A 16,092-nucleotide genomic window follows, 5' to 3' on the forward strand; every position below is an offset into this window, starting at 1 on the left:
ATGGCCTAGGGTGGCCGCCGTGAGGGCAAGGACGAGCGACCCGACGGGTGCGCTGGATCGGCGGTCGGTGGTGCTCGCCGGGGTGGTCGTGGTGGCGGGAGCGTTGGCCGCGTGGTGGATCCTGACCGCGGTCCGGGCCGCCAACGAGGGGTTCGACATCACCGATGAGGGCTACTACCTGCTGTCATATCGGTGGTGGGCCCAGAATCCGCTGGCGCTGACCGGGGTGCAGTACCTGTACGGGCCAGTGTTCCAGTTCCTCGGGTACGACATCGTCAGCCTCAGGCTGTTCCGGTTGGTGACGCTGATCCTGGTCCACCTGCTGTTCGGCTACAGCTTCATGCGCTGGTTGCGCGGTCGCCGGCCGGATGCGGCGCCGACGAAGCTGTGGGAACTGGCCGGGATGGCCGTCATCCTCGCGGCGGGTGGGGTGTCCTACGCCTGGCTGCCGCAGTCGCCCGGCTACAACGACGTGATCCTGCTCGGCGCGCTCGCGCTGGTGTCGTGCGTGCTGTGGATGGCGACCGCGGTCGACCGTGGCAAGCCGGTGCCGTTCTGGGTGCTGATGATCGCCGGTGTGGTGATCGGGGCGATGCTGCTGGCGAAGTGGACGTCGGCCGTGGTGATCGGCCTGGCCGTGATCGCCGCACTCGTCGTGCTCGCCGGGCAGGGCGTGAAGGCCGTTGCCCGAGGCATCGGTTTCGCGATCGCCGGTCTCGCACTCACCGCGCTCGTCGTGCAACTGTTCGTGATCAAGCTGAACGTCGCGGTGCCCGGGATCATGACCGTGAACAGGTTCATCGCGGGAACGTCGTACTCGCCGACCGAGCTGTTGCACATGTACTGGTCCACCGCCGTAGACCTTCTCGGACAGACTCTCCGCGACCACTGGCCCCTCCTGGTCGCCGGCGTGGTTGCGGTCTTCGCTCGCAGGCGGTGGCTCCAGGTCGTCGCCGCGGTCCTCGCCGTGGCCGCCTTGGCCTTCTCGGTACGTCGGGTTGTCGTCGGCGACGCCGCGATCGGCGGCTCGGCGCACGTGTTCGACTATCCGGTGACCCTGCTGGCCGCCGTACTAGTGGCACTGGTGGTTGCCGTGGCGGCCTTGATCGCCGGGAGCCTGCAGCTGACGAGCCCGTCGGCGCTGGGCCGTGAGAACGCCCGCGCGTGGGTTGTGCTTGGGCTGCTCGCGGTCTTGCCGATGGTGCAGGCGTTCGGGACGAACAACCCGCTCTACGTCATCGGGTTCAACGCGTTCGCCGCCTGGGCCGCGGTGATGATCGCAGTGGTGACCGGGATCTCGGTGGTTCCGATCACCGCACGGCTGCTCGTCGGGCTCGTCACGGTCGCGTCACTCGTCGCCGTCGCGTCGCTCTCGTACACCGGCCTGTTCCAATACCCGTACCGGTCGAAGGGCCACGCCGATCTGACCGTGGCGGCGACCATGCCGCCGCTGAAGGGCCTGTATCTCGACGAGACCGCGGCCCAGAACTACACCGCGCTCGAGGCTCCACTGAAGCCGTACCTGAAACCTGCCGGGCGCCCGATGCTGGCGTTCGACAAGATGGCCGGCCTGGTCCTGATGCTGGGCGGCAAGCCGGTCGGCGAGGCGTGGGTCGCGCCGAAGGAACGACCGCGGACGGCCGCCGGCATCGAGGAGGTCTGCCAGAAGGGCCAGCCCTGGAGCCCGGGCCGGCCGCCGATCATCATCCTCAACCGCCGCATCTCCGACGTCGAGATCACCGCGCTGCATGCGTGCCTGCTGGACTTCCGGGCCGACTACGAACTGCTCGCGCCGGCCAAGGACACCATGGGTCTGCAGGTCTACGTCCCGCGCCGCGAGCGCGCCGTCAAGACACCCTGACCGGCTCACCGGGGCCGGATGAGATCCTGTTGCCCTTCGACCACACAGCTGAGAGGGTGCGGATGATCAAGGTCGGTGTACTGGGGGCCAAGGGCAAGATGGGCGCTCAGACGTGCCTCGCGGTGGAGGAGGCCGAGGACTGCGAGCTGGTCGCGCGGCTCGACCTGGGCGACGAGCTCGAGCAGCTGACCGCGGCCGGCGCCGAGGTGGTGGTCGACTTCACCCGGCCCGAGGTGGTGATGGACAACCTGGCCTGGTGCATCTCGCACGGCGTCAACGCGGTTGTCGGCACCACCGGTTTCGACGACGAGCGGCTCGCGACGTTGCGCGGACTGCTCGAGAAGAACCCGGGGACCGGCGTACTGATCGCGCCGAACTTCTCCATCGGCGCTGTGCTGATGATGCAGTTCGCCGCCAAGGCCGCGCGGTACTACGAGTCCGTCGAGATCATCGAGTTGCACCATCCGGACAAGGTCGACGCTCCTTCGGGGACGGCACGACGTACCGCCGAGCTGATCGGTGCTGCACGACGCGAGGCCAACGCCGGGCCGATTCCGGACGCGACCACGACCTCGCTGGACGGTGCGCGGGGTGCGGATGTTGATGGGATCCGGGTGCACGGGATCAGGCTGCGTGGACTGGTCGCGCACCAGGAGGTTCTGTTCGGCGACACGGGCGAGACGCTGACGATCCGGCACGACTCGATGGCGCGGGTCTCGTTCATGGCCGGCGTACTGCTCGGTGTCCGGCGGATCGGTGGTACGCCCGGGCTGACCGTGGGCCTCGAACACTTCATGGACCTTGATTAGGTGACCGCCAAGCGTGCGGCGATCGTGATCGCGGCGGTCTTCGTCGCGTACGCCGCTCTGCTCGGTTGGCGCGGGGTGTTGCTGATCGGAACCGGCGACCCGATCGCGGTCGGGCTCGGGATCGCGGTACTGGTGATCCCGGTGCTCGGTGCCTTCCTGGTCTGGCGGGAGCTGCAGTTCGGACGCCGTACCGAGGTCTTGGCGCGGGAACTCGAGGCGGCCGGCGGGTTGCCGGTCGACGACCTGCCACGCCGGCCGTCCGGGCGGATCGACCGGGCGGCCGCGGATGAGGCGTTCGAGAAGTACAAGGCTGAGGCAGAGGCAGCGCCGGGGGACTGGCGGGTGTGGTTCCGATTGGCGACGGCGTACGACGCGGCAGGTGATCGCAGGCGCGCCCGAGCCACCATGCGGACCGCGATCGCACACCATGACGGGCATGAAAGGCGGGTGAACTGACCCGGGAGTTACCTGGGAGTTGGCTGTGAAGAACACCGCGGTAACTGACAACGTGGTGTGGAACGGGATACTTTCAGAGGGAAGTGCGTGGCAACCGCCACGTACAGGTCGGAGACTGGGTGGAGCCGTCCTGTGCCATCAGACGGGTCTCGCCGCGGCTCGGACGACATGCAGAGCGCAGGGTTCGGCGGTTTGCTGCGACGGCATCGGCGTGAGGCCGGGCTGTCCCAGGAGGGACTGGCCGAGCGCGCCGGTCTGAGTGTCGATGCGATCGCGGCCTTGGAGCGGGGACGTCGGCGTGCGCCGCGAGCACATACCTTGCGGCTGCTCGCGGATGCGCTGCGGCTCGAGGATCCCGAGCGCGCGCAACTCACCGCAGCCGCACGCCGCGACACCGAGTCGCCCCGCGGGCCGATGCGTCAGCCGCCCGCGCCGCCGAACAACCTGATCGGCCGCACCACCGAAATGACCGCAACCAAACGTTTGCTGGACCAGCGCATCACTCGTCTGCTGACGCTGACCGGCCCAGGTGGAGTGGGCAAGACCCGGCTGACCGCAGCCCTGGCGAACGAGTTGACGGACAGCTTCCAGGACGGCGTCTGCTGGGTTCCGCTGGCAACACTGACCGATCCGGCGGCTGTCGTTCCGGCGATCACCGCGTCTGCCGGACTGCACCAGATGGACGGCAGCCGGCCGGTGGAGGAGATCGCCGAGCAGATCGGCCGCAGTCACCTGCTGCTGGTCTTCGACAACTGCTCGCATGTCGTCGCGATGGTCGGCCAGGTCTGCGCCGTGCTGCTCGAGAGCTGCCCGAATCTGTCGATCCTCGCGTCCAGCCGGGAGTTGCTGCGAGTTCCCGGCGAGAGCGTGTACGTCGTACCTGCATTGTCACTGCCGCACGACGCGGACCACATCGAGTCTTCCGCGGCAGTTCGGTTGTTCGTCGAGCGTGCCGTCGCGCGAGGCTACGACCCGGACGGCGAACTCGACCAGGTCGCCCGAGTGGTCCGCCGGCTGGAGGGCATGCCGCTGGCCATCGAACTCGCCGCGGCCCGGACGAACGTGATGACCATCGAGGAACTGGCCGCCGAGTTGGAGACCTCGTTCGGCATCCTTGCCGGTGGCTCACGGACAGCATCGCCGCGGCAGCAGTCGATGCGCGGCGCGATCGAGTGGAGCCATGATCTGCTCTCGCCGACCGAGCGCGAGGTGTTCGCCCGGCTGTCGGTGTTCGTCGGAGGCTGGACGTTGAGTGCCGCCGCGAGGGTCATGTCGGGTCAGGCCACGCCGGGTCCGCAGGAGCGCGGCGAGGCACTCGACCTGACCGGACGCCTGGTGGACAAGTCGCTGATCCGCGTGATCCGGCGGCGCAACGTCGCGCGGTACTACATGCTCGCGGTGATCCGTGAGTTCGCCGCCGATCGGCTCGCCGCCGACGGCGTGGTCGAGGAAGCCAAGCAGCGGCACGCGCACTTCTACGTCGCCCTGGCCGAGGAGTCGGAAGGGCAGTTGCGCGGTCCGAACCAGGAGGTGTGGCTCGAACGGCTCGACGCCGAGCTGGGCAATCTGCGCGCCGCCATGGCCTGGTCCTTGCACACCGGCTCGATCCACGAAGCGCTGCGGCTGTCCGGTGCGCTGTGGACGTTCTGCTACCTGCGCGGCCACTACTCCGAGGGCAGTCAATGGCTGGAGCGTGCGCTGAGCCTTGCGGACAACGTGCCGGCCTCCGAGCTCGACGGAATGGGCCCGTACTGTGCCAAGGCGAATCTGGGCGCCGGCATGCTCGCGTTCCTGCAGTGCGAGTACGACACCGCGACAATCCGGCTCGAGACCGCACTGACGCAATACAAGGGTCTCGACGACACGGCTGGTACGGCGCTGGTGATGCAGCGGCTCGGCGGAGTCGCGCGGGAGCGTGGTGACTACGAGGCCGCGGAGGACCTGCACTGCCAGAGCTACGACCTGTACGAGAGCCTCGGCGACCGGTCGGGGATGGCGTGGGCGCACAACCACCTCGGGTTCGTGGCGTGGCTGCGCGGCGATCTGGACATCGGCGCTCGGCGATGCCAACGGGCGCGGGACAGCTTCCGGATGCTGGGCGATGGTGAAGGGCAGGCGTGGTCACTGATCAGTCTGGGGACCATCGCGCAGTACCGCGGCGACCTGACCGTGGCCGAGGACCTGCTGCAGGAGAGTCTGGCGCTGTCGCAGCGGCTCGGATACCGCGAAGGGGTCGCCTGGTCGCTGAACCAGCTCGGCATCATCGAACGGCGCCGTGGTGTGACCGAGCGCGCGGTGCATCTCCTGGACGAGAGTCTGGCTGAGCATCGCGACCTGGGTGATCGGTGGCGGTCGGCCAGTGTGCTCGAGGAGCTCGCGGCCGTCGCCCAGCAGCGGGGGAGGAGCGAGTACGCCGCCTTCCTCCTCGGTGCTGCGGACGGGGTGCGGGAAGTGATCGGCGCACCGATTCCGGAGATCGAGAAACCCGACTACCAGGCGACCCGGACGTCGATCGAGGAGTCGCTGGAGCGGCGGGCCTTCCGGACCGCGTGGTCGGCCGGGCGGGCCGCACCACTCGCCGCGGTCGAGGACGGGTATCCGCCGCCGGGATCGACCTCCAGCCCGGACCACAGCGGCCGGCTCTGACTCTCAGCCGCCTGACTCTGAGCCGGCAAAACGAACCGATCAGCAGTCCACCAGGTCTGCTGATCGGAAGGTTGCCTCGCGGAGCACCACGACCTGGGGGATCGACGGTACCCCGCGAGGGATCTGGGAGCGCGGGATACGGACCCGACCGGCTGTGTCTCTGTCTGACCCCCCAGGCAGTCCCCCCACCTCACAGCCGGCCGAAGCCGTGTGGCGAATGTCCGTGCCGTCGAGCCCTCCCGGTCGACGCCCCGTTCCTCCGCGCTGACTCAAGGTTGTCGAAATCACGCTGCGTCGCACAGGGACGGAACCCTGACATCGCCCTGACAAATATGTCCTGACAACGAAAGTCCCGGCCGGATTTCGCCGACGGTGACCGGGAACTGCCCGTGGGTAAGGGAAATCCGCCGGAATTCCGCGCATTTCTTTGTCCCATCGGGCAACACTCAAATGCTGGTCCGGATCTCAGGACAGATATCCGGAGACCGCTTTCGTGAATCCCGCGATCCGGCGCAGCGGCGCGTTGTCGCCGTACTCCGGCTGTCCGGCGCCGGTCTCGTCGCCAGGGGCCGGCATCGACGGTGCCGGGATGCCGTGGCCGGCGCAGGTGACGTCCTTGGCCGGTGCCTTGCCGGTGGTGAGGAACGTGTTGACGATCTTGTCGGCGCACGCGTTCACGCCGCCGTACACGCCGTGGTCGCCTTCGTGGGTGACGGTGACGAGACGCGAGCCGGCGTACCTCTGGTGGGCTGAGACGGCGAGCTCGTAACCGGTCGCCGGGTCGTGGGTCGACTGCACCATCAGCGTTGTGGGCAAGCCTTTGCCGGTTGGTTGCGGCATGGTCAGGTTCGGGCGGTTCCAGAAGAAGCACGGGTTCTGGTTCATCGTCCAGCCGACCAACGGGTAGTGCGGGCCGAGTCGCGCGGCCAGTTGATCGCCGTACTCGCGACCTTGCGGCCAGGAGGTGTCGTTGCACGTGACTGCCGTGAAGGTCGCGTCCTCGGCGTCGTCCTCGCCGACGACGCGGCCCATCGGTGGCAGGCCGACGGTTCCGCGGGCGGCGCGACGTACCAGCTCGTGCTGGCGGGTCAGAGAGAGTGCGTCGACCTGGTTCTGTGCGGCGCGTGGACCGCCCTTTGCCTGAGCCACGGAAAGGTCGCGCAGAAATGCCAGATCGATTGCCAACGAATAGAAATCAATCTTTGTATACATGTCCCCGGAGACGATCTGGTCCAGGGTGTTCTGGTCGTAACTGATCTTCACCGTGCCGTCCAGGAACTCCTCGACCGCCGGCTGCTTTTTCAGATCCCGCCGAAGGTGTTCATAGGTCCGCAGTACCGCGCCGGCCGAGGTGCCCAGGTGCAGCTTGGAGTCGTACTTCGCGGCCCAGGTCGCGAAGTCCTCGCGGAACCGGCGCTCGAAGGCCTGCGGCTGAGCGGAGAACGTGTCCAGCCACGGCCTGGTGAAGTCGGTGTTCGAGTCCAGCACGAACCGGCCGACGTGCTCGGGGAAGTAGGTCTGGTAGTACGCGCCCATCCAGGTCCCGCCGGAGTACCCGACGAAGTCGATCTTGTCGAAGCCGAGCAGTTGCCGGATCAGATCGAGGTCCTGCACGGTCTGCGCGGTGTTCACGTACGGCAGGAGGCCGCGCGACTGCCGGTCGCAGTACGGCTGGCTGAGCTGCGACGCCTCGGCGACCAGGGCGAGGTTGGAAGGGTCTCGGTCGCGAGCGTCCATCGTGTAGCCGGGCGCGCCCTGGCACGTGACGTTGGTGCTGTCGCCGGTGCCGCGCGGGTCGAAGCCGACGGCGAGGAAGTCCTTCTGCAGCGGCGCCTGACTGGCCAGGTACGGCGCCATGCCGAGGCCGGCGCCACCCGGACCGCCCGGGTTGCCGAACACGACCCGGCTCGGCTTGCCCTTCGCCGGTGCGACCTTGCTGACGGCGAGTTGGATGTCGTTGCCCGCGTACTGGTTCGCCCAGTCGCGCGGCGCGGTGATCTTCGCGCAGTACGTCCGCAGCGACGGCTCGCCGCACTGCTTCCAGGCCGGTCTCTGCTTCAGATACTTGTTGGCCACGGGATGCGGCCGGTCGACCGCCGTCGTCGCTTCGGTCGAGGCAGTCGCCCCCGATCCTGGGACGACGAGAACGGCGGCAGCGGAAATCCCCAGACCGACGGCCAGGGCGAGGTACTTCATGGAAACTCCAGCGAATGGCCTTGCGTAATCGGACTGTCGCAATCTGTCATGCCTGCCGTTCACGGTCGAGCACCACCCCCGGCCGGTCGCGGATCCGCGAGGTGCTAAGGGACTGTCGGTGCGGGCTTCTAGGGTTCTGCCCACGAGAGACGAGGAGTCGTGATGGCCGGTTGTGGTGACCTACTGATCGGACAGCTGGAGTTCTACTGGGACGTCCACCTCTGGCCGCGATTGCAGGGGTTGACCGACGAGGAGTACCTCTGGGAGCCGGTGGACGGGATGTGGTCCGTGCGGCCGGGCGAGGACGGGCAGACGGTTTACGAGCTGGCAGATCCGGTGCCGGATCCGCCGCCACTGACCACGATCGCCTGGCGGATGGTGCACATCGGGGTCGGGTGCTTCGCGATCCGCGTGAACGCGTTCTTCGAGGACGGTCCGGACGACGCCGACATGTTCGACCCGCGGCACATCCCGGCCGAGATCCCCGCGACCGCGGCGGACGGTCTGGAGTTCCTACGGCATTGGTACGGGCGCTGGCACGACTCGATCCGAAGTCTCGACAAGGACGCGTTGTGGAGCCCGCTCGGCCCGAAGGGCGCGTACTTCGCCGACGACCCGATGCTCGGCCTGATTACCCACATCAACCGCGAGGTCATGCACCACGGCGCCGAGATCTCCCTACTCCGCGACCTCTACCGCGCCCAGGTAGGAAGCCACCATGCCCGCGTTTGACGCTCAGTCGGTCGGGCCGGGGTCGGTGTGGAGGCGGATCTGCTTGATGCGGACCGACTCGTCGCCGTAGAGGTCGAGTTCGCGATGGGCGCCGTCGGGGGCCCAGCCGGCCTCGGTGTAGAAGGCGCGCAGGACGTCGTCGGTGGAGTTGACCCAGACCGTGACGCGGCTGAAGCCGTCGGCGCGGATGGTGTCGACGACCGCGTTCAACAGCCGGGAGCCGTGGCCGGTGCGGGTCGCGTCCGGCTGGACGGCGAGCTCGGCGATCAATGCATCGCGCTGCGGGTCGGCGTCCGGGTCGTCCGACGGTGTGATCGCGGCGAAGCCGACCAGCGTCCGGCCGGCCAGCGCGACCATGACCCGGTTGCGGGCCTCACCCGGCGCGAGGAGTGCGCCCCGCCACTGAGCGGCGAACTGCGCGGGGTTGAGGTCGGCCAGCACATCGGCCGGCAGCAGACCGGCGTACGACGCACGCCACGCGGCGACCTGGATCTCGCCGATCTCGTTGGCCTCGGCCGGAAGGGCCAGCCGCACACTCGTCTCCGCCACCGGGCTCTCACCGGACAGCTCCGACAGGTTGGCGGGTTCCGGTACGCCGAAGTCACTCATATCCACAATCCTCCCAAGACAGTGTTGCCGGCCGGACACCAGGTCCGGCCGGCAACAGGTGAGGGGTCAGTACACGAGTCGCCGCAGCAACGTCTCCGCCGGTCCGCGGTAGGACCGCTTCGTCATCGCGTAGGCACCGAGCACCGACACGATCCACACCGCGACCGCGCACCCGAAGGCCGTGTACGCCGTGCCGCCGAAGCGGTGACCGAGGTCCAACGTGAAGGGGGCCAGCAGCACCATCCACGAGACCGACTGGAACAGGTAGCCCGACAGCGACCGCTGACCCAGCGAGGAGATCGCCCGGACCGGCAGCGACAGCGTGGTGATGCGCGAGACCAGCAGGCCGAACAGAGCGACGTACCCGGGACCGCCGAACATGCCGCTGACGTGGGAGAGGTTGCTCATGGCGTCGACCGCGGCCTCGTCGACGTGCAGCCAGCCGGCGCCGACCAGAGCGAGCGGAAGGCCACCGAGGATCGTGAAGCCCATGCAGACGGCGGCGACACGGGTCAGCAGGGTGCGGTGCGCGGCCGGGTTCTCCAGGATCTGCTTGCGAGCGGCCCAGATGCCCAGCCACACGACGATGATGAATCCGACCACGCTGGCGGTGTGCAGCGGGTACTCGTGCAGCCGGTCGACCAGGCCGGCGCCGTACGACGCCGCGGCCAGCGACGGGTTCGGCTCGTTGGTCAGCGCGTGCGCCGGGCCGGAGCTGTTCAGTACGGCGATGACGGCCTGGGCCGCGGTGGTCAACACGTAGAGGCCCTCGAAGACCCAGATGCCGATGACGATCCGGTGGAACTTGTCACCGCGGTTGAGCAGGAACAGCGTGCAGATGATCCCGACGATGCCGTACGCGCCGAGGAAGTCGCCGAAGTACAGCAGTGCCGCGTGCACCAGGCCGAAGACGATCAGCCACAGGTTGCGCTTCAGCAGGATTCGCCGGACGGCGCCGGTGGTCGCGCCGGACGAGCGCTGGCGGCGGGCGAGTTGGACGAGGCCGTAGCCGAACATCACCGCGAACACCGGGTAGGCCCGGGCGTCCACGAAGGTGAGCTTGACGAAGTTCAGCAGCCGCTCGAGGCCGTGCGGCGCGCTTTCCACACCGGGCTGGCCGGCGAAGGCGAAGTTGGCGGCGTTGGCGAGCCCGATCAGCAGCAGCATCGCACCGCGGATCAGGTCGGGCGCGAGGGCGCGCTCCTTGCCGGAGACCGGTCCGCGGTGATCGACGGCCGGGAGAGTCTGCGTAGTCACGGGGACACCCTTTCGAGAAACTGTTTAGTCCTTGAGCTGTTACTCGAAATCCTCGCCTGCCGCGGCGGCCGTACCCAGCGCGTTGTCACCACTACCTGGGGTGGACCTACCACCACTCCCGTCCGACTTTGTGACACTTCTCGTTGATCTAGCCAGAAAGTGTCACATCTCGGCTATGCTGACCGGCATGGACAGCTTCCAGGCGACCATCGACGCCGACGGCCGGATCGAGCCGCGGGACGCGATGCCGGAGGGGTACCGCAAGACCCTGATCCGGCAGATCGCGCAGCACGCGCACTCCGAGATCATCGGCATGCAGCCGGAGGGCAACTGGATCAGCCGCGCGCCGTCGCTGCGCCGCAAGGCGATCCTGATGGCCAAGGTCCAGGACGAGGCCGGCCACGGCCTCTACCTGTACGCCGCCGCCGAGACGCTCGGCGTGGACCGGGCCGACCTGCTCGACCTGCTGCACAGCGGGAAGCAGAAGTACTCCAGCATCTTCAACTACCCGACCCTGACCTGGGCCGACATCGGCGCGATCGGCTGGCTCGTCGACGGTGCCGCGATCGTCAACCAGGTGCCGCTGTGCCGCTGCTCCTACGGGCCGTACGCGCGGGCGATGGTGCGGGTCTGCAAGGAGGAGTCGTTCCACCAGCGGCAGGGATTCGAGATCCTGCACACGCTGTGCAACGGCACTGATGGGCAGAAGGCGATGGCCCAGGACGCGCTCGACCGCTGGTGGTGGCCGTCGCTGATGATGTTCGGGCCGCCGGACTCCGCGTCGACGCACTCGGAGCAGTCGATGGCGTGGGGGATCAAGCGGCACAGCAACGACGAACTGCGCCAGCGCTTCGTGGACATGACCGTTCCGCAGGCCGACGTACTGGGGATTCGCGTGCCTGACGACGGACTGTCGTACGACGAGGAGTCGGGGCACTACCGCTTCACCGAGCCGGACTACACCGAGTTGTACGACGTGGTGAAGGGCAACGGTCCGTGCAACGAGCAGCGGCTAGCGCATCGGGTCAAGGCGCACGAGGACGGCGCCTGGGTCCGTGAGGCCGCGGCGGCGTACGCGGCCAAGAAGGCGGTGGCCGCCGCATGATCGAGCCACTGTGGGAAGTTTTCGTCAGGTCTCGGCGCGGGCTGTCGCACACGCATGTCGGCAGCCTGCACGCGCCGGACGCAACGATGGCGCTGCGAAACGCGCGCGACGTCTACACCCGCCGCCAGGAGGGCGTGTCGATCTGGGTGGTGCGCGCCGCCGACATCACCGCGTCCAGCCCGGACGAGAAGGACGAGTTCTTCGATCCGGCCGGCGACAAGGTCTACCGGCACCCGACCTTCTACCAGGTCCCGGAAGGCGTCGAGCATCTGTGAACGACCTCTTCGTCTACACGCTCCGGCTCGGCGACGACGCGCTGATCTCCGCCCAGCGCACCGCCGAGTGGATCGCGGCCGCGCCGCAGCTCGAGGAGGACGTTGCCCTCGGCAACATCGGGCTGGACCAGCTCGGTCAGGCCCGGTCACTGCTGCAGTACGCCGGTGCGGTCGAGGGTGCCGGTCGTTCGGAGGACGATCTCGCGTACCTCCGGGACGAGCGCGACTTCCTCAACCTGCAGTTGTGCGAGCTGCCGAACGGCGACTTCGCGCACGCGATGGCGCGGTTGCTGTACTTCGCGACGTACCAGCAGCTGCTGTACGACGAGCTGCGGGGCTGCGACGACGAGCAGTTGGCCGGTGTGGCCGGCAAGGCGGTCAAGGAGGTCGCGTACCACGTCGACCACGCGACCCAGTGGGTGCTGCGCCTCGGCGACGGCACTGAGGAGAGCCATCGGCGGATGGAGTTGGCGCTGGACGCGCTCTGGCCTTACACCGCTGAGATGTTCGAGTCCGACGAGCTCGTACGACGTCTCGCGGTCGCAGTGGATCCGTCGACGTTGCAGGACGAGTGGACGCGTCGGGTAATGGCGGTGATCGACGAATCGACGTGCGGCCGGCCATCGGCGTCGTACCAGCACAGTGGGGGCCGTCAGGGTCGGCACACCGAGCACTTGGGGTATCTGCTCGCTGAGCTGCAGCATGTGGCTCGGTCGTATCCGGGGGCGACATGGTGACCGACACCGCGATCCTCGAAGCCGTCGGTGAGGTCGCGGACCCGGAGGTGCCGGTGCTGACGATCGCGGATCTTGGTGTGTTGCGTGGTGTGCGGCACGAGGGTCATGAGGTCGTCGTCACGATCACCCCGACGTATTCCGGTTGCCCGGCGATGGATCTGATCCGGCACGAGGTGGAGCTCACGCTTCAGGCGCTGCAGGTGGACGGACGGGTCGAGACCGTCCTGTCGCCTGCTTGGACTACGGACTGGATGAGTGAGGCCGGGAAGGCGAAGCTGACCGAGTACGGGATCGCTCCGCCGACCGGGCGTCGGGCCGTTGGCGGTCCGGTGATGTTGAGTCTGACTGTGCGGTGTCCGTTGTGTGGTTCGCCGGACACGACGGAGTTGAGTCATTTCGGGTCGACCTCGTGCAAGTCGCTGTGGCGGTGCAACTCGTGCCGCGAACCCTTCGATCACTTCAAGGCGTTGTGATGACGACGACTGTGGCCCGTCGGCGGGCCGTCTTCCATCCGTTGAAGGTGGCGGCGATCGAGGCGATCACCGACGACTCGGTGGCGATCACGTTCGAGGTGCCGCCTGAGTTGGCGGAGGAGTACGAGTTCAGCGCGGGTCAGCATCTCACCATCCGTCGTGCTGGTGAGGAGGTACGGCGTAGCTACTCGATCTGCTCGCCGGCCGGATCCGGGGTCTTGCGGATCGGCGTGAAGCGGATCCCGGGTGGGGAGTTCTCGGCGTACGCGGCAAATGGGCTGAAGGTCGGCGATGAGCTCGAGGTGATGACGCCGCTCGGGCGGTTCGGTACGACGCTCGACCCGGCGAACGCGAAGCACTACGCTTTCGTCGCCGCGGGCAGTGGGATCACGCCGGTGCTGTCGCTGGTCGCGACGATCTTGTCGGTCGAATCCTCGTCGCGCGTGACGCTGCTCTACGGCAATCGGACCGCGGGATCGGTGATGTTCGCGGACGAGCTCGCCGACCTCAAGGATCGGTACGCCGAGCGGTTCCACCTGGTGCATGTGTTGTCGCGGGAGTCGACCGAGGTGGAGCTGTTCAGCGGGCGGATCGACGCGGACCGGCTGGGCCGGATGTTCGCGACGATCCTGCCGCTGGGGTCCGTCGACGAGTGGTTCCTGTGCGGTCCGTACGCGATGGTCGTCGGCGCACAGGAGTTGTTGCTGGGGGAGGGCGTGGCCCGCGAACACGTGCACGCCGAGCTCTTCCACGTAGGCGACGAAGCTCCCGCCGCTCCGGTCGACGAAGCGCCCACCGACGAGAACGCGGCCCAGGTAACCGTCATCCTCGACGGCCGCCGCTCGACGTTCACCCTGGCCGAACACTCAAAGGCAGTCCTCGACGCAACCCTCGCCGTACGCTCCGACGCCCCCTTCGCCTGCAAGGGAGGCGTCTGCGGCACCTGCCGCGCCAAGGTCCTCGAGGGTGCCGTCCGCATGGACACCAACTGGGCCCTGGAACCCGACGAACTCCGCGCCGGCTACGTCCTGACCTGCCAATCCCACCCCACCACCCCCGCAGTAACCCTCGACTACGACGCCTGACGCCACGCCCACCCAGCACGCGCCGCACCCACCCCCACCCAGGACACGCCGCGCCCACCCCAGCCCGAGACAAGCCGCACCCACCAGAACCGGCTGGGTGAAACTGCTCCTCGGCCGCAGCGACGGGATCTGAAGCGAGCCTGCTCGGCCGAATGACAGGCAACCGCGCAGTGCAGGATCCACACCGGGGCTGGGTAGGGGAGGCAGGTTCGTGGGGGAGGCCCATCGAATTCCTGGCGGTTGTTACCACGCACTTCGCCTGATAAGGCAGCGACCGGTCTCCCCTGAAGACCGGTCGCTGGCTCGGGGTGGAATCAGTCGGTGCCGGACTCCATGGCGGCGCGGTCCAGCAGTTCGTCTTCTTCGGTGGCTTCGCCTCGGGAGGCGATGGCTTCGGCTCCGCCGGTGGGCATGGCGCCGATGAGGTCGGTGGAGGAGGCAAGGGCCGGGTTCGAGCTGCCGAACATGCCGAGGCCGGCGTACTGCTCGAGCTTGGAGCGGGAGTCGGCGATGTCCAGGTTCCGCATCGTCAGTTGACCGATCCGGTCGACCGGGCCGAAGGCCGAGTCCTCGATCCGCTCCATCGACAGCTTGTCCGGGTGGTAGCTGAGGGCCGGGCCGGTGGTGTCGAGGATCGAGTAGTCCTCGCCCCGCCGGAGCCGCATGGTGACCTCACCGGTGACCGCCGTACCGACCCACCGCTGCAGGGACTCCCGCAGCATCAGCGACTGCGGGTCCAGCCAGCGGCCTTCGTACATCAGCCGCCCGAGCCGCCGGCCCTCGTTGTGGTAGTTCGCCAGCGTGTCCTCGTTGTGGATCGCGCTCACGAGCCGCTCGTACGCCGAGTGCAGCAGCGCCATCCCGGGAGCCTCGTAGATGCCCCGGCTCTTCGCCTCGATCACCCGGTTCTCGATCTGGTCCGACATCCCCAGACCGTGCCGGCCACCGATCGCGTTCGCCTCCAGCACCAGGTCGACCGCCGAGCCGAACTCCTTGCCGTTGATCGTCACCGGCCGGCCCTGCTCGAAGCCGATCGAGACCTCTTCCGGCAGGATCTCCACGTCCGGGTCCCAGTGCTTCACGCCCATGATCGGGTCGACGTTCTCGATCCCGGTGTCGAGGTGCTCCAGCGTCTTCGCCTCGTGGGTGGCGCCCCAGATGTTGGCGTCGGTGGAGTACGCCTTCTCGGTGCTGTCCCGGTACGGCAGCTGGTGCGTGACCAGCCACTCCGACATCTCCTTGCGACCACCCAGCTCGTGCACGAACTGCGCGTCCAGCCACGGCTTGTAGATCCGCAGCTGCGGGTTCGCCAGCAGGCCGTAGCGGTAGAACCGCTCGATGTCGTTGCCCTTGAACGTCGACCCGTCGCCCCAGATCTGAACGTCGTCGTCCAGCATTGCCCGGACCAGCAGCGTGCCGGTCACGGCCCGCCCGATCGGGGTGGTGTTGAAGTACGTGCGCCCGGCCGACCGGATGTGGAACGCACCGCAGGCCAGCGCGGCCAGCCCTTCCTCGACCAGCGCCGCCCGGCAGTCGACCAGGCGGGTGATCTCCGCGCCGTACGCCGTGGCCCGGCCGGGGACCGAGGCGATGTCGGGCTCGTCGTACTGACCGAGGTCGGCGGTGTATGTGCAGGGCACCGCTCCCTTGTCGCGCATCCACGCGACCGCGACGGACGTGTCGAGACCTCCCGAGAACGCGATCCCGACCCGCTCACCAACCGGCAATGACGTAAGCACCTTGGACACAGGAAAAGTATGCACCCCTCTGCATGATTATGCAAAACGGCGTCCCGGGCGAGCCTCCCCGGTGAGTGGGATCCGGATTGAAAGGATGGGCCGTTGCCGGGGT

The 16,092-nt window shown here is 68.0% G+C and carries 14 protein-coding genes; 10 read left to right on the plus strand and 4 right to left on the minus strand.

The features are described from left to right. Positions 1-19: 19 nt before the first annotated feature. From E0H73_RS04505 to E0H73_RS04520, 4 genes are all read left to right on the plus strand, one after another. Positions 20-1,861, plus strand: coding sequence for a hypothetical protein (locus tag E0H73_RS04505; protein ID WP_131351601.1), 1,842 nt, complete (start codon positions 20-22; stop codon positions 1,859-1,861). A gap of 62 nt (positions 1,862-1,923) precedes the next feature. Next, the gene (gene dapB, locus E0H73_RS04510) at positions 1,924-2,670 is read left to right on the plus strand and encodes a 4-hydroxy-tetrahydrodipicolinate reductase (RefSeq protein ID WP_131351604.1); all 747 of its coding nucleotides are present in this window, start codon (positions 1,924-1,926) and stop codon (positions 2,668-2,670) included. Next, complete coding sequence (locus E0H73_RS04515; RefSeq protein WP_131351607.1) at positions 2,671-3,126, plus strand: tetratricopeptide repeat protein; 456 nt, start codon at positions 2,671-2,673, stop codon at positions 3,124-3,126. Between the two features lie 132 nt (positions 3,127-3,258). Then, a complete protein-coding gene (locus E0H73_RS04520; RefSeq protein ID WP_238163798.1) occupies positions 3,259-5,772 on the plus strand; it encodes an ATP-binding protein in 2,514 nt (837 codons plus the stop codon). Between the two features lie 465 nt (positions 5,773-6,237). On the opposite strand, the gene E0H73_RS04525 is transcribed toward E0H73_RS04520, so the two are convergent. Then, positions 6,238-7,968 carry an alpha/beta hydrolase gene (locus E0H73_RS04525; RefSeq protein ID WP_131351614.1) on the minus strand — a complete coding sequence of 577 codons (1,731 nt, stop codon included), beginning with the start codon at positions 7,966-7,968 and terminating at the stop codon, positions 6,238-6,240. 162 nt (positions 7,969-8,130) lie between these two features. Here E0H73_RS04525 and E0H73_RS04530 point away from each other — a divergent pair, with 162 nt between their 5' ends. Continuing rightward, positions 8,131-8,700: a DinB family protein gene (locus E0H73_RS04530; RefSeq protein ID WP_131351617.1), complete on the plus strand. Its 570-nt coding sequence runs from the start codon at positions 8,131-8,133 to the stop codon at positions 8,698-8,700. Between the two features lie 3 nt (positions 8,701-8,703). On the opposite strand, the gene E0H73_RS04535 is transcribed toward E0H73_RS04530, so the two are convergent. Together E0H73_RS04535 and E0H73_RS04540 are read right to left on the minus strand one after the other, a co-directional pair. Then, complete coding sequence (locus E0H73_RS04535; RefSeq protein WP_131351620.1) at positions 8,704-9,309, minus strand: GNAT family N-acetyltransferase; 606 nt, start codon at positions 9,307-9,309, stop codon at positions 8,704-8,706. 66 nt (positions 9,310-9,375) lie between these two features. After that, the gene (locus tag E0H73_RS04540) at positions 9,376-10,566 is read right to left on the minus strand and encodes a DUF418 domain-containing protein (protein WP_238163799.1); all 1,191 of its coding nucleotides are present in this window, start codon (positions 10,564-10,566) and stop codon (positions 9,376-9,378) included. Positions 10,567-10,753: 187 nt separating this feature from the next. On the opposite strand from E0H73_RS04540, the gene paaA reads away from it, so the two are divergent. The 5 genes from paaA to paaE are packed head-to-tail and all read left to right on the plus strand — an operon-like array spanning position 10,754 to position 14,241. Beyond that, positions 10,754-11,671 carry a 1,2-phenylacetyl-CoA epoxidase subunit PaaA gene (gene paaA / locus E0H73_RS04545; protein WP_238163800.1) on the plus strand — a complete coding sequence of 306 codons (918 nt, stop codon included), beginning with the start codon at positions 10,754-10,756 and terminating at the stop codon, positions 11,669-11,671. Continuing rightward, positions 11,668-11,946, plus strand: coding sequence for a 1,2-phenylacetyl-CoA epoxidase subunit PaaB (gene paaB / locus E0H73_RS04550; protein ID WP_131351625.1), 279 nt, complete (start codon positions 11,668-11,670; stop codon positions 11,944-11,946). The genes paaA and paaB overlap by 4 nt, the downstream gene beginning before the upstream one ends. Next, positions 11,943-12,683 carry a 1,2-phenylacetyl-CoA epoxidase subunit PaaC gene (gene paaC / locus E0H73_RS04555; RefSeq protein WP_131351627.1) on the plus strand — a complete coding sequence of 247 codons (741 nt, stop codon included), beginning with the start codon at positions 11,943-11,945 and terminating at the stop codon, positions 12,681-12,683. Before paaB ends, paaC begins: the two co-directional genes overlap by 4 nt. Continuing rightward, positions 12,677-13,156, plus strand: a complete 480-nt coding sequence (gene paaD / locus E0H73_RS04560) for a 1,2-phenylacetyl-CoA epoxidase subunit PaaD (protein ID WP_131351630.1) — start codon at positions 12,677-12,679, stop codon at positions 13,154-13,156. The genes paaC and paaD overlap by 7 nt, the downstream gene beginning before the upstream one ends. Continuing rightward, on the plus strand, positions 13,156-14,241 hold the full coding sequence (paaE, locus tag E0H73_RS04565; RefSeq protein ID WP_131351633.1) for a 1,2-phenylacetyl-CoA epoxidase subunit PaaE: 1,086 nt from the start codon (positions 13,156-13,158) through the stop codon (positions 14,239-14,241). The genes paaD and paaE overlap by 1 nt, the downstream gene beginning before the upstream one ends. Before the next feature lie 314 nt (positions 14,242-14,555). On the opposite strand, the gene argG is transcribed toward paaE, so the two are convergent. Then, complete coding sequence (argG, locus tag E0H73_RS04570) at positions 14,556-15,989, minus strand: argininosuccinate synthase (protein WP_131351636.1); 1,434 nt, start codon at positions 15,987-15,989, stop codon at positions 14,556-14,558. Positions 15,990-16,092: the final 103 nt, after the last annotated feature.

The organism is Kribbella pittospori, assembly GCF_004331465.1.
GTDB classification, from domain to species: Bacteria; Actinomycetota; Actinomycetes; order Propionibacteriales; family Kribbellaceae; genus Kribbella; species Kribbella pittospori.

Bases quoted from the DNA above. Each gene is read 5' to 3' on its own strand.
- paaD (WP_131351630.1), top strand. From the start codon at position 12,677: ATGGTGACCGACACCGCGATCCTCGAAGCCGTCGGTGAGGTCGCGGAC.
- paaB (WP_131351625.1), top strand. From the start codon at position 11,668: ATGATCGAGCCACTGTGGGAAGTTTTCGTCAGGTCTCGGCGCGGGCTG.
- E0H73_RS04535 (WP_131351620.1), bottom strand. From the start codon at position 9,309: ATGAGTGACTTCGGCGTACCGGAACCCGCCAACCTGTCGGAGCTGTCC.
- paaA (WP_238163800.1), top strand. From the start codon at position 10,754: ATGGACAGCTTCCAGGCGACCATCGACGCCGACGGCCGGATCGAGCCG.
- E0H73_RS04525 (WP_131351614.1), bottom strand. From the start codon at position 7,968: ATGAAGTACCTCGCCCTGGCCGTCGGTCTGGGGATTTCCGCTGCCGCC.
- E0H73_RS04530 (WP_131351617.1), top strand. From the start codon at position 8,131: ATGGCCGGTTGTGGTGACCTACTGATCGGACAGCTGGAGTTCTACTGG.
- dapB (WP_131351604.1), top strand. From the start codon at position 1,924: ATGATCAAGGTCGGTGTACTGGGGGCCAAGGGCAAGATGGGCGCTCAG.
- paaE (WP_131351633.1), top strand. From the start codon at position 13,156: ATGACGACGACTGTGGCCCGTCGGCGGGCCGTCTTCCATCCGTTGAAG.